This window comes from Novosphingobium sp. AAP1, assembly GCF_001295765.1.
Classification (GTDB): Bacteria; Pseudomonadota; Alphaproteobacteria; order Sphingomonadales; family Sphingomonadaceae; genus Novosphingobium; species Novosphingobium capsulatum.
The window spans coordinates 696,579-717,257 of sequence record NZ_LJHO01000002.1 but is presented as its reverse complement, the minus strand read 5'-3'; the positions used below and the strand labels follow the sequence as shown (position 1 = coordinate 717,257).

The following is a 20,679-nucleotide window of genomic DNA, read 5'->3' as shown; positions in this document are numbered from 1 at the left end:
GGCGTCCAGCCGGCAGGTGCGCTTGGCCCCTGCCGGCACTGGCGCCACGTGTGGAAACCCGCCACTCACGATCAGAAGCGCGCCGCGATGCGGGCGTAGACCTGCCGCCCGAACGGATCGGCGATCGAGGGCAGATAGCCGTTGTACTTGGCAAAGCCGGGCGCGGTGTTGAAGATGTTGATCATCCCCAGCGTCAGCGCATAGCGATCGTCGTGGCCAAAGTTCAGGCTGTATTGCGCATCGAACACCGAAAACGCGCTGACCTTGGTAGTCACGGCGGGAACGACGGCGCCGGTGCCCGAGGTGTTGAGGCTTTGCCCGTAATCATCCTTCACGCCGGCGGTATAGCGCCAGGTCAAAGACAGGGTGTGCGGGCCATAGCCGGCATCGATGCCAGCCACGCTGCGCCAGCGCGGCGCGGCCGAGGACGAGGTGGGCGACTGCACGAACGCGTTGCGATAGCCCACGCCATCATAGACCACCGAGCCGGCGATGTTGCCATTGGCATCGCGGCGCAGAATGCCGGTGTCGACATCGTAGGCCAGCAGATAGGTCAGCGTGTCGCGCAGCGTGAGATGCAGTTGGCCAGCGTCAAACGCATACTGGCCCTGAATGTCGATGCCCGATGTCTTGGTGCCGCTGGGCGCGTTGAAGCTGGTGACGACCACCGATTGCAGCGTGCCGGTCAGCGGGTCGCGCAGCACCGCGGCGCCGTTGGGCGCGGTATTGACCACCTGCTGCGGGTTCTGCGTCGAAATCTGGTTGTTGAACTGATACTTCCAGTAATCGATCGAGAACCGCGCGCCGCGCGTCGGCACGAAGGTGGCGCCCAGGTTATAGACCGTGGACGACTGCGGCTTGAGGTTGGGATTGCCGTAGGTCTGGATCGTGCGGAACGAAGTGGTGCCATCGACCGGATCGGTGACGTTGACCACGTTGGTGCCGATCAGCGAGGCGGAACCGTTGGCCAGCGAGGGAGCCTGGAACGCCTTGCTGTAGGAACCGCGCAGCGAGAACCAGTCGACCGGGTGCCAGTTGGCCGCCACCTTGGGCACGGCCTTGCTATAACCACCGGCATCTTCATAGCGGCCGGCCACGTTGAGCGTCAGGCTGTCGATCGGCTGGTAATTGGCTTCGGCGAACACGCTCTTCACCTCGCGCGAGAACGCGGTGTTGAGGTGCTTGCCGAGGAAGCCGCCATAGCCCGACAGCAGCAGGTCGGAATAGTTGGTGATCGATTTCTCGCGGCGATACTGCGCGCCAAGAGCCACGTTGATTTCGTGCCCGGCAATGCTGGCCAGGGGGCCATTCACCACCGCTTCGGCGATATAGTATTCACGCTTGAAATCGGTGAAGACATCGCTTTGCAGATTGTAGATCAGCGACGGATCCATCTGCGACAGGTTGGCCTGGAACGGGCTGTAATAGAGGCAGCTGCCCTTGCCGGGCACAGCGCCGCTGCCGCCACCCAGGAAGTTGGTGTTGCAGTTCGGCCCGCCATAGCCGCGCAGCGCGGCCTGGAACATGTTCATATCGGTATCGCGATCGCGGGCGATCGTTTGCGAGGCGGAATAGGTGGCCGTCGCCAGGTACTTCCACCGCCCGACCAGATTGCCGCGCGCGCCGAGCACGTAGTGCTGCTGGTTCACCGTATCGCGCATCACGCGATATTCGTATCCGCCCGGAAAGCCCTGCGCCCCGATCGCGCGGCCATAGAACAGCACATCGACGCCAAAGGGATTGTAGGGGTTGGACGCCGGCATCGTGGCGTTGCCCGCGTTCTGGGCATAGGACGGCACGCCAAACCGTTCGGAATCCTGGTGGTAATAGCTGAGTTCGGCAAACAGCGTATTGGCGTCGTTGATTTCGAACGTGGTGTCGTTGTGGATATTGACGCTGCGCGCACGCGGGCGGATCGGGTTCTTCGGCTGGAAATTGTAGAGGCAGTTGCCAAGGCCAAAGGCCGCGCCGCCAGTGGGGGAATAGACGCTGTTGGTGCCGTCTGCGCCGCAATTGGGATCGACCACCTTGAGCGTGCCCGTGGCCGACTTGTTGGCATCATAGAGCGCGGTGTAATCGTTGCCGTTGATCACCACGTGACCGCCGGTGGCGGTGAGGGGCCGGCCGGTCAGCAGATAGCTGCCGGGATAGCCGGCTGCGGTGGGATTGAAGAAATTGGTGACGGCGCGATCGGAATTCTGGAGATTGTCCTGAAACCGATAGGACGCCGAAAGCACGGTGTGGAAGCGATCGTTGCCCACACCCATCATCGCCTGCACGTTCCACGCCGGGGAATCGGCCATGCTGGTGAACTGGGCGCTGGTCTTGAACCCGTTGAACTTGGTGTCGGTCAACACGTTGAACACGCCCGCCACGGCATCGGCACCATAAGTGGACGATGCGCCATCGAGCAGAACCTCGACGCGCTGGATGGCGATATCGGGCGTCAGGCTGTTGAGGTTGACATAATCGTCACCGGCCTGCGGGGTCACGCGGCGGCCGTTGAGCAGCACCAGCGTGGAGCCGGCGCCCAGGCCGCGCAGGTTGGCCGAACGGGTATCGCGCGTATCCGCACCGCCCTTTGACAGATCCTGCAAGCCGCCGGTGCTGCCCACGTTCTGCGGGATGAAGCGGGTGAGATCACCGATCGAGGACGAACCAGTGCGCGCGATCGCGGCGTTATCGACTGCGAGAATGGGCGAGGCGCGGTTCTCCTGGCGGATATTGCCGAGGTAGGAGCCGGTCACCACGATTTCCTGCGGCTTGGCTTCCGGCGCGGGTTGATCGGCAGGCGGCGTTGCATGTGCTGGCGTGGCCTGCGCGGCTGCCGCGCCGTGCCAGCCCATCACGCCCATGGCGAACGCCGTGCCGACGAGCAGATTGTGCTTGATCCCGTGATAGCCCTTCATGTGCACCTCCTGATCACCATCGCCGGGGAGGCGCAGCCAGGGATGCCGCCGCAAAACGCGGCGTGCCATCGTTGCTCTCCCCACCATGGCGGTGTTTTCTTGTGAAGGCGCAATGGCGGACGGCCACGATCAAGTGAAATACAATTGGTCTATCGTCTTATAACGTGAAGTTATAAATCCATGGGGTTGGTCGGTCACGCTGATGGCACCGATGGCGACCCGCCAAGGGCGCGGGCGCAGCTTTCCAAAATGGGCCGCTATTTAAATCCCGCGTGGCCGGGCAGACACGGGCCCGCAACGTTTGGCCGCGTCAAGCAGGGCCGAAAAAGGGAGAGGGGAGCACCATGCTTCAGATTCACGGTAATTTCCGCGCGCATGCCGCAGCCTCGCTGGGCGCGATGGCGCTGGCGTTGGTGGGGACCAACGCTTTCGCGCAGGCCGCCACCGAGGCGGCGCCAGCTCCGGTGCCCGCGCAGGCCAGCCCGGCACCGGGCGAGATCGTCGTTACCGCGCAGCGCCGCTCGGAAAGTTCGCAAAAGGTTGCCATCGCGCTCACCGCGGTGGGTGGAGACCAGCTCACGCAGAAAGCCGTGCTGGTGCAGCGCGATCTGCAGAACGTGGCGCCCGGCCTTACCATCACCAAGGCAGGCCTCACCGAATCCATCAACATCCGCGGCATCGGTCTGTCGAGCGGATCGCCGCAAGTGGCCAATGGCGTCGCCACTTATGTCGACGGGCTGTTCCAGCCGCCGATCGCGCAGAGCTTTGATCTCTACGACATCCAGAGCATCGAAGTGCTACGCGGGCCACAGGGCACGCTGGTCGGCTCCAACTCCACCGGTGGGGCGATCTTCATCAATTCCAAGCGCCCCAAGCTGGGCGATCTGGGTGGTGACGTGACAGCCGAATACGGCAGCTACAACAATGTCCGCCTCAACGGCGCGATCAATGTGCCGGTGGGTGACAACCTGGCCTTGCGCTTTGCCACCAACCAGCATTGGCGCGATTCCTATTACACCGATCTTGGCCCCTACAAGAACCAGCCCGACAGCCTGAAGGAACACGATGAGCGGCTGTCTGCGCTCTACCAGTCCGGCGGCTTTACCGCCTATTGGAAGGGCGAACTGGCGCAGAAGAGCACGGGCGGCTATGCCTATCAGCCGATTGCCGGCACGCAGTTCGCCGCCGGCCGCCAGGCGACGCCCTACGAACTGAACTACGACACCAAGACCGCGAATTTCGAGCGCGCGTTTACCACGGCGCTGGAATTGAAGTACCAGACCCCTGGCGGTCTCGTTGTCCGGTCGGTGAGCGGATACCAGAACAAGCGCGTCTGGAACGTCTATGATCTGGATGGCACCAATCTGGCGCAGGTCGCTGGGCCGTTTGGCGCGCAGTATGAAGATCAATATGTGCGGGAAAAGGAATATTCCCAGGAAATCAATATCATTTCGCCGGATTCCAAGCCGCTGAACTTTATCCTGGGTGGCTATTACCAGCATAACGATATCGACGTGCTGCTGCACTATACCGGCACCGCGCCGTTCCCGATCGTGGTCAATCCGATGAACAGCAAGACCACGCTGGGCGCCTTTGCCCAGGTGAACTACCGCATTACCGAAAAGCTCGAAATCCAGGCTGGCGCGCGCTATTCGCACTATCATGTCGATGGCACCGGCGGCGTTTATCTTGGCGGGCCGCCGCCTTCCGCCTTCCTGACGATTCCGCAGACCGGCACCGAGGCCGATGGCCGCATGACCGGCAAGATCGCGCTTAACTACAAGCCCGATGCCGACAACATGCTCTATGTCTTTGCCGCCCGTGGCTACAAGCCGGGCGGGATCAACCCGCCTGGTGGCATGTTCAACCCGGAAACGGTGTGGGACTTTGAAGCGGGCTGGAAATCGAGCTTCCTTGATCGGCACGTGCGCACGCAGATCGGCGTATTCTATAACAAGTACAATAATTTCCAGATGGACGTGATCAGTCCGGCATCTGGCCAGAATGGCGTGGTCAACCTCGCCAATGCCACGATCAAGGGCTTTGAAGGGCAGCTTCAGGCGAAGCTGGCTGGTTTCGGCCTCGACGCCGGCGTGTCGTATGTGGATTCGCAGCTCAGCAGCGTGACGGTGATCAACAAGTGGCAGCCGGGCGCCGCCACCGCGCAGTTGCCGGCCTGCGCCACCGGGGTAACCAGCAACTGCTTCCCCTACCAGTTCATCACGTCTGACGCCGGGCCGAACCTGCTGTCGCCGAAATGGACCTGGAACGCCGGCCTGGATTATACCTATTCGCTGGGCGAGGGGCGCTCGATCGTGCCCCGCGTGAACTATTCCTATATCGGGTCGCAATGGGCCTACGTTACCTATCTGCCGCAGTTTGACCTGATCAACGCGCGTCATCTCGTCAATGCCAGCGTCACGCTCAACTGGGACAACTTCAAGGTGGAGCTATACGGCACCAACCTGACCAAGGAATATTTCGTGACCGGGCAATCCGGCCTCAACGAATTCCGCACCGCGCCGCGCGAGTTCGGCGTGCGTCTGGGCGCCAAGTTCTGATGGTGGCATCGCTGCCTGGCAGCATCGGTCGGGGTGACCCGGCCGATGCTGCATCGCTGATGGAGCGCCTGCCATGCCGTTGATTGCCGATACGATCGCGCGGGTAATGCAGCGGATGGTGGCGCCACGGCTGGCCCAGCCGGAAAGTGCGCTGGCGTTTCCCGAAGTTCCTCGGCGTTGCCGCACGATCACTATTCCAACCGCGCAAGGCAGTGCTGCGGCCATGGTGTTCGCGCCGCAGAACACGGCGGGTCCGGTGCCGGTTCACGTCAACTTTCATGGCGGTGGCTATGTCATGGGCCACCCCGAGCAGGACGATGCGTTTTGCGCATTCCTGGCCGAGCGGGCCGGCGTCTGTGTCATCAATGTCGATTATGCGCTGGCGCCGCAGCGACGCTTTCCGATAGCGGTAGAGCAAGCCTGCGAGGTGATCCGCTGGGTGGCGGCGCAGGCGGGGGCGCAGGGGTGGGACGGCGATCGGCTGACCGTGGGTGGGCAAAGTGCCGGTGGCGGTTTGGCTGCTGCTGCCAGCCTGCTGCTTGCCCAGGCGGGCGGGCCGCCCATCGCCGCGCAGATCCTCCATTACCCGCCGCTCGATCTCGTCACGCCGCCTGCGCACAAGCAGGCCCGGGCGGCGCGTCCGGTCATTTCACCGGGCGTCGCGCGGCTGTTCAATGCGGTCTATGTGCCCGATGCATCGATGCGGGCAGATATGCGCGCGTCGCCGTTGGTGGGCGCGCCCGATGATTTGCTCGACAAGGTGGCGCCGGCGATCGTCATTGCCGCAGGGCTCGATCTCTTGCGGGCAGAGGCTGCCGCCTATGCCCAGCGCCTGCACGCGCGCGGCCGCCTGCTGGAATATATCGAGGTGCCCGATCAGGACCACGCCTATAACCTGCGCGGCGGCACGCGCGAGGTGGTAGAGGCAGTCTATCTGCAGATCGTGCGGCATCTTGTGCGCCTGGGGCGCTGATTGTCCCAGCCTTACCAGTAATCCTGCAGGGCCAGTTGGCAGCGCCACTGCGCTTCGTTGGGGGCATCCTGGCTGCCGCCAATCAGATGGGCATGGATCTGCCGGCTGGCCTCGAACAGTTCGCGGGCGGCGGCTTCGGGCAGGTCGGCACTGCGGGTGCGCCGAATAAGGATCGATCCCGCCATGGCGCGGGCGATGAAGTGCAGCACGCCGTTGCCCGACATATCGGCAATATCGCGGATGAAGCCATACCAGTTCTGGCCCAGCACCGTGGCATTGGGCGCCTGCTGCATTTTCTGGAACGAACGCTCGACTCGGTCGAGATAGCGGGCATCCTGTCGCGCCCGCGCCAGATCGATCATCCCGATATTGGCGCGGTTGAGCACGGCGCGGCAGCGATCGGGCGAGACCGCGTTGGCAGCGATAAAGGCGTTGATCATGTGCAGCGCCCGGCCAGCTTGCGGTTCGCAGGCAAACACGCCACCGCCGCGGCCGCGCCGCATCACCACGTGCTGGGCATCGGCCAGGATGCGCACGGCTTCCACCGCCACTTCCAGGCTGGTGTCATGGGCTTCCGCGATGCTGGCGAGCGAGCCCAGGAACGTTTCACCCGGCGGCAGCAGAGCGATCTGCTGGCGCAGTTTCGCCGCCAGGCGATGCCCGCGCGAGGCCGGCTCTTCAAGCTCGGACCAGGTTGGAAGCGACGCCTGCGTCTGGCACGGCGCACGTGTTTGCTGTACCGGTGCGTCTTGCAGCATGGCCCGCACCAAGCGCCCCAGCGGATCATCGTGCCCGGCAATTTCCGCCTGCAGCCATTGGCGCGCATCTTCCATCGCGGCCGGCGAATTGCTGGCAATGATGTCACTGCGGATGGTATCCAGCGTCTGGTCGAGGCCGGGCAGGCACACGCGCAGCCCACCCTTGCCCTTGCCGCCGCGCCGGGGTTCCATCACACCGCGCAATTGCAGGATGCGGCTGGTCTGCCGCGCCACGCGGCGGCCAACGCCAAACGTCGCGGCAACACTGCCTTCGGTCAGCACGACGGCGGGGCTTGGCGTCAGGCAGATCGACTGCTCGATGCGGTCGGCAACGGTGGCTGGGGTCGATCCGCCCAGGTCATGGCCATTGATCACGCGCCCGAACAGGTCGCGCGCGCGTGACAGCGTGGGCGTGTCGGCGATGGGTAACGCGCTCTCCTGCAAATTGGCCACGGCCGATATCCCACCCCATGCAGCCGCCAATGCGGTCTGTTGCGGCACCGTGCCTGACAAAATCACAGCGGGCAACACCCAGGCAATGGCAAAATCGGCGCCTTTTAGGGTGGAATACCGGCGGGGTGCCGGTGAAGCGTGCCGCGCCAGTACAGTGGTGGCGCGGCGCGCTGTGTTTCAGGGGATCAAGCGTTCGGCGCGCAGCTGGGCGAACAGATCGAAAAAGGCAGTGTCCGTCGCCTGATAACCGGTAAATCCCAGGCTGCGCGAGCGCGCCATGTCGGTTACTACCTCGATCGGGCGGCCCAAGTCTGCGTCAGTGTGCCAGGGCGAGGCGAGCCGGGTGAGGTCTGGTTCTGCCAGGCCTTCGCGCGCGGCGATGCTGCGCCACACCGGAGCATCGCCCGCCATCTGATCGGCCAGTGGCCGCACGCTGCCGTCAAACCCGGCCGGTTCCACGCCAAACCATTGCGCCAGGCGTGGCCACATCCAGCGCCAGCGGAAGATATCGCCATTGGCGCAATTGAACGCCTGGTTTGCTGCAGCGGGCGTGGTCGTGGCCCACAGCAGTTGCTGCGCCAATTGCCGCGCATCGGTCATGTCGGTAAGCCCATTCCACTGCGCCGCGGATCCCGGGAAGTGGAATGGACGGCCCAGTTCACGGCACAGCGTGGCATAGACCGCCAAGGTGGTGCCCATGTTCATCGCGTTGCCCACGGCCTTGCCGATCACGGTGTGGGGGCGGTGCACGCTCCAGGCAAAGCCGCTGCGTTGGGCGGCGGCGAAGAGTTCGTCTTCCTGGGCATAATAGAAATTGTCGATCGGCAGGCGGGCTTGATCCTCGCGAAACGGCGTATCGGGCAGGTTGCCCTGGCCATAGGCTTCGAACGGGCCAAGATAGTGCTTGAGGCCGGTGACCAGTGCCACATGCCCGACGCTGCCAGCCGGCTCTACCGCGCGCAGCAGGTTGCGCACCATGGCCGCGTTGACCGCGATGTTTTCCTGTTCCGTGGCGCGGCGCAGCCAGGTGGTGATGAACACGGCATCGGGCCGATGCCCGGCAAGCGCAGTGGCGGTGGCAGCGGCGTCGGTAAGATCGGCGGCGATCGGCTCCACCCCGGGCAGCGGCAGCGGATTGCGCGCCAGGCCCAGCACGCGCCAGCCTTGGGCATGAAGCAGCGTGGCAATGGCCTGGCCGGTGATGCCGGTGGCCCCGGCAACAAGGGCAGTCTTGGTCATCGATGGTTCCTTGTTGAGCAAAAACCGCTAATTGGGGCGCCGCTCGCCCGGCGCCAAGAAGGCACCAGATGGTAACCACTGGCGTTGGCGGCGCAGCGATATCGTTGGCAAAGCAAGGAGTGCCGCCGTGATACCGGGCAGCCCGGAAGAGGAATGGCGCGAGGATTGTGCCCCGCGCCGGATCCTGGAACTGTTTGCCACCAAGTGGACCAGCATGGTGCTGCACACCCTGCATGCGCGGCATGACGGGCGGGCCCGCAGCGCGGCGCTGCTGCGCAGCCTGCCGGGCATTTCCAAAAAGATGTTTGCCCAGACGGTCAGGGAAATGGAGGCGAGTGGCTTGCTGGCGCGCACCACGCGCGATGATGTCGCGCCGCCCGAAGTGGATTATGCGCTGACCGCGCTGGGCCGCCGCTTCGTCGTACCGGTCGAGGCGCTGTATGGCTGGGCGCGCGACAATGCCGATGCGCTCGACGCGCTGACCCCGCGCGCGCGATCGCGGCGGCGCGGCTGATCAGGCCATGGCGGTCACGCCGGCTCGCCCAAGCGTACCAGATCGGTGACCAGTTCAAGGGTGGGAGCAGCAAGGCCATGGCGGGCAGCAACGGCCAGCACCGCGCCATTGATGGACTCGACCTCGGTGCGCCGGCCGGCGAGCCGGTCTTGCAGCATCGAGGGCTTGTGCCCGGTGTGATTGGCCAGGGCAAAATCGACCTTGGCCATGGTTCGGGTGCGATCGAACGCGATGCCCTCCGCCCGGGCAATGGCGGCGATTTCGTCCATGATCGTGCCGACGATGCGGCGGATCGGTGCGCTGTCCAAGCGGCCGACGGGCACCTGGCCCAGAGTGCAGAGCGCGTTGAGCGCGCTGTTGAAGGCCACCTTGTCCCACACCATTGCCTCTACCTCTGGGGCGAAGCGGGCGTTGAGGCCGGCGCCATCGAGGATATCCGCCACGTGACGCGCCCGCGCGTCGGCCGCCGGAATCAGTCCTGCCAGCCAGACATGGCCTTGCCCATGTGAAGAAACCGCATTGGCACCGTGCAGGTCCGCGGGAAAGTCGGTCACGCCCCAGACGATGCGCTCACGCGGAAACACCGTCGCGATTGCGTCGGTATTGCCCAGCCCGTTTTGCAGGGTCAGCACGGTGCAGCCGGTATCTACCAGGTGCGCAGCAGACGCGATTGCTGCGGCACTGTGCATGCCCTTGGTGAACAGGACCAGCAGATCGACCGGCCCGTCCACCGCAGCGATCGGGCAAGCGCCGACCCGTGCGGCAAAATCGCCATCGTCCAGTGACAGGGCAATGCCTTGCGCGGCGATCGCGTCCATCCGCGCCTGGTCCACGTCGGCCACGGTCACCCGATGTCCGGCCAGGGCCAGCTTTGCCGCAAACAGGCAGCCCATTGCGCCTGCACCGATTACCACGATCCGCTGCATCCCGGAATTCTCCCACGTGTGCACACAGGCACGTGTGCCTGCACAGGCACGAGTATCCGGATCGGGATTTGACAGTGTCAACCCGCCGGTCGGGCAGGGCTCATAGCGGCACGATGGGGAGATAACGGAGGAACCGCTGCGCGGCATCGGGCAGCACGCCCGCCCTGCGGCGGTAGACCCAGAATTGCCGCCAGGTTTCCAGCGCCGGCACGCTGAGCTGGCGCAGGCGCCCGCTGGCGACATAGGGTTCGAGCAGCGGGACCGGCAACCAGCACAGCAATTGGCTGGCCCCGGCAATGGCGATCATCGTTTCGACCGAACTGGTACGCGCCACGACGCGGGCCTGGTGCCCCAATTGCGCGGCCAGGATTTCGAACCGGATGCGCGGGGTTAGCCCCGCCTCGGGCATGACCCAGCCATGGGCAAAGACGCTGGCGAGATCGGGGCTGTCGGCGATCGGGTTGTCGGCGGCGCAGAACACAGCAAACATGTCGGCATGGTCGCAGCGGCCCAGGCACTGCGCATCGGCGGCGTCCTGCTCCACCCGGCCCGAGGTGATCGCCAGGTCGATCTGCCGCTGCTCCAGCGCGCGCACCAGGCCGCTGTCGACGTCTTCGATCGCCTCGAACGCCAGGTCGGGGTTGTCGGCCAGCATCTGCCCGGCGTGCGTGGCCACCAGGGTGCGCATCACGGCGGCGGTCGCGCCAATGCGCACCACGCCGCGCCGCAGCCCGCGAAACGCCGCCAGTTCATCGCGCAGCGTATGCATGTCGGCCAGCAGGTGGCGGGCATGGCGTTGCAGCAGCGCGCCGGGATCGGTCAGCACCATGCCGCGCGTGGTGCGATCGAACAGCGGCTGTTGCAGCCGTTCCTCCATGCGGTGGATCAGGCGGCTGAGCGCGGGCTGGGTCAGGTTGGCCTGGCGTGACGCGCGCCCCAGGCTGCCGCATTCGGCCACGGCCAGAAAGGCTTTCAACTCGCGCTCATCAAAATCCATGTGCCAATAGTATGACTTTCCCCGGGATTTGCAATTGAACTTATCGCCAAATGCGCGAGACTGCGGCAAAAGATCGGGAGATTTCAGGATGCGGACCGTCCGCGACGTGACAATCGCGCTGTTGCGCGAGCTGGGCATGACCACGCTGTTCGGCAATCCCGGCTCCACCGAACTGCCGCTATTTCGCGATTTTCCCGATGATTTCCGCTATGTCATGGGGCTTCAGGAAAGCGTCGTGCTGGGCATGGCCGATGGCTTTGCCCAGGGCACCGGCCGCGCGGCGTTCGTCAACCTGCACAGTTCGGCCGGGGTGGGCCATGCCCTGGGCAACCTTTTCACCGCCTGGAAGAACCAGACCCCGCTGGTGGTTACCGCCGGGCAGCAGGCGCGGGCGATCCTGCCCTATGAACCGTTCCTGTTTGCCGAGCGCGCCGCGGAATTTCCGCGCCCGTTCGTGAAGTGGGCGTGCGAGCCGGCACGCGCGCAGGATGTGCCCGCGGCAATCGAGCGGGCCTGGCTAGTGGCGATGGAACCGCCCTGCGGCCCGACGTTCGTCTCCATCCCGATCGATGATTGGGACCAACCTTGCCCGCCGCATCAGGCCCGGCGCGTCGTTGCCGATCGCCTGCCATCGCCTGTGGCCATTGCCGAATGCGCGGCCGCACTCGATGCGGCGCGGCAGCCGGCGCTGGTCGTGGCGGCCGGCGTGGCGCGCGACGGTGCGTGGGAGCAGGTGGTTGCCCTGGCGGAACGCCAACAGGCGCGCGTCTATGTTGCGCCGATGGCGGGGCGCTGTGGGTTTCCCGAAGACCACGCGTTGTTCGGGGGCTTCCTCACTGCCAGTCGCGAGGCGATCGTGGCCACGCTTGCCAGCCACGACGTGATCCTGGGGCTGGGCGGGCCGGTCAATCTCTATCATGTCGACGGGCAGGGGCCGCACATGCCGCCCGAGGCAGATCTCTGGTTGATCGGTGACAATCACGTTCACGCCGCCTGGGCGCCAGCGGGGCGGGCAATCGTGGCGCAATGCCACCATGCGCTCGATGCCCTGCTTGCTGCCTCCCGTCCCGCGCCGCGCGCCCGGCCTGCGCCCCCGGTACGGCCGGCGCGGCTTGATGGCGTGGCCATGACCGATGGCTATGTGCTGCAACGGCTGGCCGACCTGCGCGCGCCGCAGACGATCATCGTGGAAGAGGCACCGTCGAGCCGCGGGCCGATGCATGATCGCCTGCCGATCCTTTGCCCCGATACCTTTTACACCACCGCCAGTGGCGGCCTGGGCCATGGCCTGCCGGCAGCAGTCGGCATGGCGCTCGCCCGCCCGCACGACAAGGTCATCGCGGTCTTGGGCGATGGGTCGGCGATGTACGCGATCCAGGGCCTGCATGCCGCCGCGCAATGGAACCTGCCAATCACGTTCCTGATCCTCAAGAACGGGCGGTACGAGGCGCTGCATCACTTCGGCCGTCATTTCGGCATGCAGCATCTGGTCGGCACGCAGTTTCCCGAGCTGGATTTCGTGGCGCTGGCGGCCGGGCACGGCGTTCCGGGCCGATCGGCCGGCGATGCTGCCACGCTCGATGCCGCATTGGCCTGGTCGCTCGCCGCGGCCGGGCCGACGCTGGTGGAAGCGGTGATCGATTGAGCCGGGTGGGAGACAAGGCGATGGGCACCTTTCAACTGGACGACCTGATCGACGATCGGCCGGACGAGGGCATCTTCCGCGTGAACCGCGCGATCTTCACCGATGCCGATGTCTTTGCCGCCGAACAGCGTGCGATCTTCGAGCAGGGCTGGGTGTTCCTGGGCATGGAATCACAGGCTGCCGGGCCGCACGATTTCTTCACCACCACGATCGGCCGCGCCCCCGTGCTGGTCCAGCGCGATGGCGAGGGGCAGTTGCGGGCCTTCATCAATTCGTGCCCCCACAAGGGCGCCCGGTTGGCACAGGTGCGCCAGGGCAACGCGCGCCTGCATGTCTGCCCCTATCACAGCTGGAGCTTTGACAGCGCCGGCCGCAACCGCGCGATCAAGTGGAAGAATGCGGGCTGCTATACGCCAGCGTTCGACAGCGAGGACCATGGCCTGGCGCCGCTGCCCCGCTTTGGCAACTATCGCGGCTTTCTGTTCGGCAGCCTGGCGCCTGGCGAACTATCGTTGGCCGATTACCTGGGCGAGGCGGCCAAGCTGCTCGACCTGGTGGCGGATCAGAGCGAGGATGGACTGGAACTCGTGCCGGGGCAGGTCACCTTCACCTTTGCCGCCAACTGGAAACTCCAGCTCGAAAACTGCTCGGACGCGTATCATTTCACCTCGGCCCATCCCTCCTACATCAGCGTGCTGGAGCGGCGGCAGCAGGAGATGAGCGCCGATGTGGTCGCATCGGTCTGGGAAAACAGCGATTACTGGAAGGAAGAAGCGCAAGGCGTGGCGGGAGGCAGCTTCAGCTTTGATCACGGCCATGTGCTCAACTGGGGCATATTCGGCATCACGCCGGCGATCCCCCTGTATGAGCAGGCCGGTGTGCTGGGCGCGCGGCTGGGCGAGGGCAAGCGCGACTGGATGTTCAACATGCGCAACCTGACGATCTTTCCCAATCTCCAGATCGCCGAAAACGCCTCGAGCCAGTTGCGCGTAATCCGCCCGATCGGCCCGGGGATGACCGAGATGCGCACCTGGTGCATCGCGCCCAAGGGCGAAAGCGCCGCGGCGCGGCGCCAGCGCATTCGCCAGTATGAAGATTTTTTCAATCCCACCGGCATGGCCACGCCCGATGACACGGTGTCCTATGAAAACTGCCAGGCCGGCTTTGCCGGCACGGTGCAGCCCTGGCTGCAAGGACACGGGCGGGGGATGACCGCGACGCAGCCGGGCGGCAATCGCTTTGGCGACCGCATTGATCTCAAACCCGCGCACAATGTGCTGGCGGATTCGCGGCTGAGCGATGAAACCCTGCTGCAGAACTACTATCGCGCCTGGGCGGCACGCATGGCGCCGGAGCTGGCCGCATGAGCCAGGCGCTGACATACGAGGCCGCGCGCGACCTGCTTTACCGCGAAGCCCTGCTGATGGACTCTGGGCGCTATGCCGAATGGCTGGCGCTGTTCACGCCCGACATCGAATTCTGGATGCCCACCTGGCGTGACGAGGTGACGCTGTCCGACGATCCGGATCGCGAACTCTCGCTGATCTACTATCGCGGGCGGCGCAATCTCGAGGATCGGATCATGCGCCTGCAATCGGGGCTGTCGGTGGCATCCAGCCCGACGCCACGCGTGGTCCACCAGGTGTCGAACATCCTGGTGACCGACGCGGAACTGGGCACTGTCTCGGCGGCGTTCACCTGTCATCGGTTCGATGTGCGGATGGACCGGGCCGACGTGTTCTTCGGCCGCTATGAATATCGCCTGGTCCACGCCGAAGCGGGGTGGTCCATTGCGCGCAAGAAGATCATCCTGCTCAATGATACGATCCCGACGGTGGTGGATATCAACGCCATCTGATCGCCGCGCGCTTGCGCCGGAGCTGGCCAGCGTCGATGGTGCCTTGCTGCGCGCCGCGAACAAGGCAGCGGGTCGCCAAGAGGATGCAGGATGATGGATTTCCAGACCGTGCGCTATGCCCGCGAGGGCGACGTGGTGACGATCACGCTCGATCGCCCGGATCGGCTCAATGCCTTGAGCGAGACGATGTTCGTCGAACTGGGCCAGGCGCTTGACCTTGCAGTGGCCGATGGCGCGCGGGCGGTGGTGCTGACGGGCGAGGGGCGCTATTTCTGCTCGGGCGCCGATCTGGGCGGCAATGCAACCGATGACCTGGGCGAGACGCTCGACACCTATTATCATCCCGTGGTCACGCGGCTGGCTGCGCTCGACGTGCCACTGGTCACTGCGCTCAATGGCCCGTGCGCCGGCGCGGGGATGAGCCTGGGGCTGGCTGGCGATCTCGTGGTGATGGGCGAGAGCGGCTACCTGCTCATGGCCTTTGCCAATATTGGCCTGGTGCCCGATGCCGGCGCTACCTGGCTGGCCGCTCGCAGCATTGGCCGCTGTCGCACTCTGGAGTTGGCCCTGCTGGGCGAGCGGCTTGGGGCCGCAGAGGCCAAGGCGGCTGGCCTTGTGACGCGGGTGGTGCCAGATGACGATGTCATGGCCGAGGCCATGGCCCTGGCGCACCGGCTTGCCGCTGGCCCCACGCTCGCGCTGGGCATGATCCGCCGGCAGGTTGCACGTGCGCTGGAATGCGATTTTTTGACGACGCTGGAGATCGAGCGCGCCAACCAGTCGGCCGCTGGCCGCACTGCCGATTTTGCCGAGGCGATCGATGCCTTTGCGCACAAGCGCAAGCCGCAGTTCACCGGGCGCTGAGCGGAAGGGACGCTATCGGGCGGCGCGCAGCGCCAGCTCAACGCGCAAGCCACCCTGGGCACCTTCCGCCAGGTTCAACGTGCCGCCGTGCAGCGCCACAAGATCGCGAACGATCGCCAGGCCAAACCCGTCGCCCTGCGGCGCTTCATCGAGGCGGACGCCGGGTTGCAGCGCCAGTTCGCGCTGGTTGGCGGCAATCCCCGGGCCATTGTCTTCGATCGCCACGCGTGTGTGGTCGCCGTCTGCCCAGGCCGTGACGGCAATGGCCGAACGGGCGTGGCGGGCCGCATTGTCGAGCAGATTGCCGACGATTTCCGACAGGTCGTGCGCATCAAGCGAGACGGCCAGCGCGCTGGGCACATCGACCGACAGCGCCAGGCCGGGGTGAAGCGAGCCGATCACCTGCGCCACATCGGCCACTGCCGGGGCCAGGGGCGTGCGGGCGCGCTGCGCCACCGCTGCGGTACGGGCACGGGCGAGGTGACGGCGGATGACCTCTTCGATCCTGGCGATTTGGCTGGTCGCGCGGACGTCGCCGTCCACCGTCAGGGCCAGCGTCGCCACAGGGGTTTTGAGCGCATGGGCAAGATTGGCGGCAGATGCGCGGGCCGCCTGCAAGGCAGCGGCGCTTTCACGGGACAGCGCGTTGAGTTCGACCGCCAGCGGTTTCAGTTCGGCTGGCTGATCCTCGTCCACGGTGGTGCGCGTGCCGTGGCGAATCTGGCCAAGCTGATCCCGCAACGCGGCAATCGGCCTGAGCGCCAGGCGCAGCTGAAACAGCGCGGCCAGCATGAACAGCACGGCCAGTACGGCAATGATCGACAGGAGCGGGACAAGCGCGGCGCGGATGGGCCGGGCAATCACTTGCGATGGCGCGGCGGCGATCAGGGTTACTGCACCCCGGCTGGTGCGGATCACCGCCTGCCGGGCATGAACCCGGCCGCCGCTATCCTGGCCATCGCGTGGGACAGGGGCGAATGGCGTGGGCACGCCCTCCGCCGCCGGAGCGGGCGCACCGGGGGGCGGCGGCGGCAAGAGCGGGGGGTGGGGCGGGGCCAGAGGTGCCGGATCGAGCGCGGGGAAATCGGCCGAGCCGATCTCGCCGTCTGGCCCGATGATCCGCCAGCGCCAGTCGGGGCGCAGCGTCATGACGCCGATCTGGTTGTCGATGCGGGCGCGGTCGATCGTGCCATCGTCACGCACGGCACTGGCCATCACGGCGATCTGCGCGTCGAGCCGCTGGTCCAGGCCTTCGGTTACGAAACGGGTAAGGATGCCGGCGATCGACCATGCCGCGATGACGAGCGCGGCCAGGGCGGCGATCGCCGACAGCGCCAGCATCCTGGCCCGCAAAGACTTGGGTTTCATGCCGCGATGCCGCTCGCCGTCAGGCGATAGCCCCGACCGCGCACGGTTTCGATCAGGCTGGCGCCGATCTTGCGCCGCAAACGCCCGATGATCACGTCGAGCGTATTGGAATCGACATCGGCATCGCCTTCATAGATGCGCTCGATCAGGTCGAGCCGCTCGACCACTGCTTCGCGCCGCATCATGAGTTGCGACAGCACGCGCCATTCGAACGCGGTCAGCTTGAGCGGAAGGCCATCCAGTTCGAACTGGCCGGTCTGGCTTTCGAACACCAGCGGGCCGCAGACCATCTGCGGGTTGGCATGCCCGGCCGCGCGCCGCACGATGGCGCGCAGGCGCATCATCAGCTCCTCGATGCGGAACGGCTTGGTGAGATAGTCGTCGGCGCCGGCCTTGTAGGCAGAGACCTTGTCGGCCCAGGCCTCGCGCGCGGTCAGGACGAGGACGGGCACGGTCTTGGCGCCCTTGCGCCATTCCGCCAGCACCGCCGCGCCGGTTTTGCCAGGCAGGCCAAGATCGAGGACCACCGCATCATAGGGTTCGGTCTCGCCCAGGTGCTGCGCGTCGATGCCGTTGTCGACCAGGTCGACTGCGCAGTTCTCGCCGCGCAGCTTGCGGGCAATCGCCTCGCCCAGGTCGGGATCGTCTTCAACAAGCAGGATGCGCATGGCCGCTCAATACCGCCGCAGGTTAAACCGAACATGAAACGCCAGCTTCAGGCTGCGTCGGAAGGGGCAGCATAGAACGGGGCCATCGACAACCCAAGGAGTTGAAAGATGGTCGATTGGAAAAATCCGGTTGGGCACATCCCACACCGTATGAAGCTGGCCAGCGGCGTGGCCGTGTTGCTGGCCCTGGGCGGCGCCGCGGGGGCGGGGGCAGTTGCCTATACCCGTCCGCCGGTGGAAATGGCGCCGACCGTGCCAACCGCGATTGCCCAGGTGCCGCAGCGCAGCGGGATCACCACGGTGAAGGGCAAGGTCGCCGAGGTCTATGGTGATCGTTTCGTTCTGCAGGATGGCACGGGCCGTTTGCTGGTCGATGTCGGCCGCGATGGGGCGGGCCAGGTCCGCTCTGGCAATGCGCTGATGGTGCAGGGCCGGTATGATAATGGCCAATTGCGCGCCTCGTACCTGGTCGATCCACAGGGTGGCGTAACCCAAGTCGGTGCGCCGCCTCCGCCTCCGCCTCCGCCGCCTCCGCCGCGTGGCCCCGGCCGTGATGCGCCGCCGCCCCCGCCACCGCCCACTGGCGCAGGTGCGCCGCCTCCGCCCCCACCCCGCCGCCGAGCGATGGTTCGGCTCCCCCGCCTCCGCCTCCACCGCCGGCTGCCGGTGCGAATGGTGCCGTCGGTCAGCCAGGGCCGGGCACGCCGCCGCCCCCGCCGCCCGTGGCGCCAGGCGCAGCGACCAAGTAACCCTGTCGCACAGCCGCGCCACTTGCTGGCGCGGCTGGAGCGCGTTCAAAAGCTTACGGCGGCAGAGAGGCGCAGTGTCCGCGCCGCGCCGACATAAAGCGTGCTGCCGCCGGTGGCCCAGTAGCGGGTGTTGGTCACGTTGTCGGCATTGGCGCGCAGCGTCATCGTGCGGCCCGCCGCGAGGGCCAGCCGATAGCTGGCGCCAAGGCTGAGCGTGGCATAGGCAGGCAGCACACCCTGGTTGAGCACGTCGGTAAAGCGCTTGCCGGTGTAGTAGACGCCCGCGTTCAGCCCCAGCGGCAGCGCACCGACGGGCTGCCAGTTGACGAAGGCCGAGCCTGACCAGCGCGGCGCGTTGTCCACCAGCTTGCCGTCTTGCGCGGCCACCCCGGTCTGCCGCTGGCGAGCGACAAGATATTGCCCGGCCAGCGCCACCGATACGGTCGGCACGATCGTTCCCTGGACCGATGCCTCGATCCCCTGGTGCAGGGCGCGACCGTTGACGACATAGGTGTTGGTGGCCAGATCGGTATAGGCCAGGCCCCGGTTGATGCGGAACCAGCCCAGCGACAGCAGCATGCCGCCCGCTTCGGCCCGCGCGCCCAGTTCCAGCTGCCGGCTGCGCACTGCGGGCAGGACGCTGCCGGCATTGGTCGTGCCATCGGGCGCGGTGCCGGCGCTTTCCAGCCCCTCGATATAGCTGAAGTACAGGCTGGTCTTGGGCGTGGGGCGCAGGACCAGTGCACCGGTGGGTGTCCAGGTGCGCAGGGCAAAATCGGTGTTGCTGGTGCGGGTGCGATAGTCCACGTGGCGCACGCCCGCGATCACCAGCAGTTTTTCACCGATATGCGCCTGGTCCATGGCATAGAGACCGGTATCGATGTTCACGCTGCCGGCGGTAAGCCGCACGGTGGTGGGGGTAAGTGCCGACAGCGGCAGGGCCAGTGGCGCATAGAGGTTTTGTTTTACTGCGGCATAGCTTTGCGGGTGCTGGTCTTCCTGCACCTGCCGGTTGCGGGCATAGCCGAGCAGCAGTTCGTGGCGGATGCCCAGGGTTTGCGCCTCGCCGGCCAATTCCGCCCGCCAATAGAGATTGGCGTATTCCTGATCGGGGGTGTAGGTCGCAGCGATCGTGCCGGCGCCGGTCACCAGGTTGGTTTTGCCGATATTGGCGATCATGCGCTGTCGGCGGGTGTTGGCATAGCCGCCTTCGACGCGCACCGACCACGTGCCGGCCAGCCGATAATCCATGCGGCCCAGGGCGTTGGTTACCCAGGTGCGATAGGGCGCATTGACCGGGGCATAGCGGTTGTGCGGGTTCGGGATTTCCGGCAGGGTGATCACGCCGTTGATCGCGGTGGGCAGCGTGATGCCGCCCGGCTCATCGGTTGCGCGGCGATAGTGTTCGACATCGAGCTTGAACGACAGCCGATCGCTCGCCTGCCAATCAAACGCCCCGCTGGCGAGATAGCGATAGCCGTTGACCCCATCGATCGGTGTTTCAATGTGCGAGCCATAGGCGTTGATGCGGATACCGATGGCATCGCCTGCGCCCAGCTTGCGGCCGATGTCGAACCCGCCGCCCACGCTGCCTTCGGCATCGCCATCGACATAGAGGCTCGTCACCGGGCGATCGCCAGCGCGCTTGGTTACCACGTTGACGATGCCTGAGGGCGTGCTGAGGCCGTAATAGAGCGCGGAAACGCCCTTGAGCAGTTCGACGCGCTGCTTGTTTTCCACCGGGATCGGGCCAAGATTGATGATCTGCAACGCCCCGTTGAGGCGATAGTTAGTGCGCGCATTGAGCAGCACGCCGCGCGCGGCAAAGTTGTTGCTCGTGGTCGGGCTGGTCGATTGCTGGGTAATGCCGGGGGTGTTGCGCAAGGCATCGTCGAGGCCCTTGGCGCCCTGGTCATCGAGCATGGCGCGGGTGATCACCGCGACATTGGCCGGCGTATCGAGTGCGGATTGGTTGCGGAACGCGCCCACCTGCACCACCTGCGCGCGATAGGGCGCTTCTTGCCGCCCCGTTACCACGATCTCTTCGTCGAGCTGGCGTTCGGCCTGGGGGTCCTCGCCATCCGGCGCAGCAGGAGCGGGAGCAGCGGTGGCGGCAGCGACGCTTGCGGCGGCCGCCGACGCGAACAGAAACAGCATGATACAGGTCCCCTTGGCGAATCCCTCGGGTGGAATTCAC

At 65.7% G+C, this 20,679-nt stretch carries 16 protein-coding genes; 8 read left to right on the top strand and 8 right to left on the bottom strand.

The window, feature by feature from the left end; translation table 11 throughout:
- Nucleotides 1–71: 71 nt before the first annotated feature.
- A complete protein-coding gene (locus tag IP65_RS07100; RefSeq protein WP_054131192.1) occupies nucleotides 72–2,978 on the bottom strand; it encodes a TonB-dependent siderophore receptor in 2,907 nt (968 codons plus the stop codon).
- Nucleotides 2,979–3,253: 275 nt separating this feature from the next.
- On the opposite strand from IP65_RS07100, the gene IP65_RS07095 reads away from it, so the two are divergent.
- Together IP65_RS07095 and IP65_RS07090 are read left to right on the top strand one after the other, a co-directional pair.
- Nucleotides 3,254–5,470: a TonB-dependent receptor gene (locus IP65_RS07095; RefSeq protein ID WP_082349842.1), complete on the top strand. Its 2,217-nt coding sequence runs from the start codon at nucleotides 3,254–3,256 to the stop codon at nucleotides 5,468–5,470.
- A 73-nt stretch (nucleotides 5,471–5,543) separates the two neighbouring features.
- Nucleotides 5,544–6,443, top strand: coding sequence for an alpha/beta hydrolase fold domain-containing protein (locus IP65_RS07090; RefSeq protein ID WP_054131190.1), 900 nt, complete (start codon nucleotides 5,544–5,546; stop codon nucleotides 6,441–6,443).
- An 11-nt stretch (nucleotides 6,444–6,454) separates the two neighbouring features.
- On the opposite strand, the gene IP65_RS21935 is transcribed toward IP65_RS07090, so the two are convergent.
- Nucleotides 6,455–7,654 carry a hypothetical protein gene (locus tag IP65_RS21935; protein ID WP_231627586.1) on the bottom strand — a complete coding sequence of 400 codons (1,200 nt, stop codon included), beginning with the start codon at nucleotides 7,652–7,654 and terminating at the stop codon, nucleotides 6,455–6,457.
- 177 nt (nucleotides 7,655–7,831) lie between these two features.
- The gene (locus tag IP65_RS07080; protein WP_054131282.1) at nucleotides 7,832–8,893 is read right to left on the bottom strand and encodes an SDR family oxidoreductase; all 1,062 of its coding nucleotides are present in this window, start codon (nucleotides 8,891–8,893) and stop codon (nucleotides 7,832–7,834) included.
- A 127-nt stretch (nucleotides 8,894–9,020) separates the two neighbouring features.
- Here IP65_RS07080 and IP65_RS07075 point away from each other — a divergent pair, with 127 nt between their 5' ends.
- A complete protein-coding gene (locus tag IP65_RS07075; RefSeq protein WP_054131189.1) occupies nucleotides 9,021–9,407 on the top strand; it encodes a helix-turn-helix domain-containing protein in 387 nt (128 codons plus the stop codon).
- A gap of 14 nt (nucleotides 9,408–9,421) precedes the next feature.
- Here the strand turns inward: IP65_RS07075 and IP65_RS07070 are convergent, their stop codons facing one another.
- Both IP65_RS07070 and IP65_RS07065 read right to left on the bottom strand, forming a co-directional pair.
- Nucleotides 9,422–10,333, bottom strand: coding sequence for a ketopantoate reductase family protein (locus IP65_RS07070; protein ID WP_054131188.1), 912 nt, complete (start codon nucleotides 10,331–10,333; stop codon nucleotides 9,422–9,424).
- A gap of 100 nt (nucleotides 10,334–10,433) precedes the next feature.
- Nucleotides 10,434–11,330, bottom strand: a complete 897-nt coding sequence (locus IP65_RS07065; RefSeq protein WP_054131187.1) for a LysR family transcriptional regulator — start codon at nucleotides 11,328–11,330, stop codon at nucleotides 10,434–10,436.
- A gap of 88 nt (nucleotides 11,331–11,418) precedes the next feature.
- Between IP65_RS07065 and mdlC the strand changes: the two genes are divergently transcribed.
- The 4 genes from mdlC to IP65_RS07045 all read left to right on the top strand — a co-directional run bounded on the left by mdlC (nucleotide 11,419) and on the right by IP65_RS07045 (nucleotide 15,697).
- Nucleotides 11,419–12,975, top strand: a complete 1,557-nt coding sequence (mdlC, locus tag IP65_RS07060) for a benzoylformate decarboxylase (protein WP_054131186.1) — start codon at nucleotides 11,419–11,421, stop codon at nucleotides 12,973–12,975.
- A gap of 20 nt (nucleotides 12,976–12,995) precedes the next feature.
- Nucleotides 12,996–14,342, top strand: coding sequence for an SRPBCC family protein (locus tag IP65_RS07055; protein ID WP_054131185.1), 1,347 nt, complete (start codon nucleotides 12,996–12,998; stop codon nucleotides 14,340–14,342).
- Nucleotides 14,339–14,833 carry an aromatic-ring-hydroxylating dioxygenase subunit beta gene (locus tag IP65_RS07050; RefSeq protein ID WP_054131184.1) on the top strand — a complete coding sequence of 165 codons (495 nt, stop codon included), beginning with the start codon at nucleotides 14,339–14,341 and terminating at the stop codon, nucleotides 14,831–14,833. Before IP65_RS07055 ends, IP65_RS07050 begins: the two co-directional genes overlap by 4 nt.
- 90 nt (nucleotides 14,834–14,923) lie before the next feature.
- Nucleotides 14,924–15,697 (top strand): enoyl-CoA hydratase-related protein, encoded by a 774-nt coding sequence (locus tag IP65_RS07045; protein WP_022677857.1) that lies wholly within the window; start codon nucleotides 14,924–14,926, stop codon nucleotides 15,695–15,697.
- A 12-nt stretch (nucleotides 15,698–15,709) separates the two neighbouring features.
- Here IP65_RS07045 and IP65_RS07040 read toward each other — a convergent pair whose 3' ends face one another.
- A complete protein-coding gene (locus tag IP65_RS07040) occupies nucleotides 15,710–17,065 on the bottom strand; it encodes a HAMP domain-containing sensor histidine kinase (protein WP_054131183.1) in 1,356 nt (451 codons plus the stop codon).
- Entirely contained in the window at nucleotides 17,062–17,733 is a 672-nt protein-coding gene (locus tag IP65_RS07035) for a response regulator transcription factor (RefSeq protein ID WP_022677858.1), read from the bottom strand. The genes IP65_RS07040 and IP65_RS07035 overlap by 4 nt, the downstream gene beginning before the upstream one ends.
- Nucleotides 17,734–17,841: 108 nt before the next feature.
- Here IP65_RS07035 and IP65_RS21270 point away from each other — a divergent pair, with 108 nt between their 5' ends.
- Nucleotides 17,842–18,579, top strand: coding sequence for a hypothetical protein (locus IP65_RS21270; protein WP_156306451.1), 738 nt, complete (start codon nucleotides 17,842–17,844; stop codon nucleotides 18,577–18,579).
- On the opposite strand, the gene IP65_RS07025 is transcribed toward IP65_RS21270, so the two are convergent.
- Nucleotides 18,528–20,639, bottom strand: a complete 2,112-nt coding sequence (locus IP65_RS07025; protein ID WP_171794476.1) for a TonB-dependent siderophore receptor — start codon at nucleotides 20,637–20,639, stop codon at nucleotides 18,528–18,530. The two genes, IP65_RS21270 and IP65_RS07025, sit on opposite strands and share 52 nt — an antisense overlap.
- Nucleotides 20,640–20,679 lie beyond the last annotated feature (40 nt).

What these genes read in the sequence shown, in the direction of transcription:
- IP65_RS07100 (WP_054131192.1), bottom strand. Translation starts at nt 2,978, where the DNA reads ATGGCACGCCGCGTTTTGCGGCGGCATCCCTGGCTGCGCCTCCCCGGC.
- IP65_RS07095 (WP_082349842.1), top strand. Translation starts at nt 3,254, where the DNA reads ATGCTTCAGATTCACGGTAATTTCCGCGCGCATGCCGCAGCCTCGCTG.
- IP65_RS07090 (WP_054131190.1), top strand. Translation starts at nt 5,544, where the DNA reads ATGCCGTTGATTGCCGATACGATCGCGCGGGTAATGCAGCGGATGGTG.
- IP65_RS07080 (WP_054131282.1), bottom strand. Translation starts at nt 8,893, where the DNA reads ATGACCAAGACTGCCCTTGTTGCCGGGGCCACCGGCATCACCGGCCAG.
- IP65_RS07070 (WP_054131188.1), bottom strand. Translation starts at nt 10,333, where the DNA reads ATGCAGCGGATCGTGGTAATCGGTGCAGGCGCAATGGGCTGCCTGTTT.
- IP65_RS07065 (WP_054131187.1), bottom strand. Translation starts at nt 11,330, where the DNA reads ATGGATTTTGATGAGCGCGAGTTGAAAGCCTTTCTGGCCGTGGCCGAA.
- mdlC (WP_054131186.1), top strand. Translation starts at nt 11,419, where the DNA reads ATGCGGACCGTCCGCGACGTGACAATCGCGCTGTTGCGCGAGCTGGGC.
- IP65_RS07055 (WP_054131185.1), top strand. Translation starts at nt 12,996, where the DNA reads ATGGGCACCTTTCAACTGGACGACCTGATCGACGATCGGCCGGACGAG.
- IP65_RS07050 (WP_054131184.1), top strand. Translation starts at nt 14,339, where the DNA reads ATGAGCCAGGCGCTGACATACGAGGCCGCGCGCGACCTGCTTTACCGC.
- IP65_RS07045 (WP_022677857.1), top strand. Translation starts at nt 14,924, where the DNA reads ATGATGGATTTCCAGACCGTGCGCTATGCCCGCGAGGGCGACGTGGTG.
- IP65_RS07040 (WP_054131183.1), bottom strand. Translation starts at nt 17,065, where the DNA reads ATGAAACCCAAGTCTTTGCGGGCCAGGATGCTGGCGCTGTCGGCGATC.
- IP65_RS07035 (WP_022677858.1), bottom strand. Translation starts at nt 17,733, where the DNA reads ATGCGCATCCTGCTTGTTGAAGACGATCCCGACCTGGGCGAGGCGATT.
- IP65_RS21270 (WP_156306451.1), top strand. Translation starts at nt 17,842, where the DNA reads ATGGTCGATTGGAAAAATCCGGTTGGGCACATCCCACACCGTATGAAG.
- IP65_RS07025 (WP_171794476.1), bottom strand. Translation starts at nt 20,639, where the DNA reads ATGCTGTTTCTGTTCGCGTCGGCGGCCGCCGCAAGCGTCGCTGCCGCC.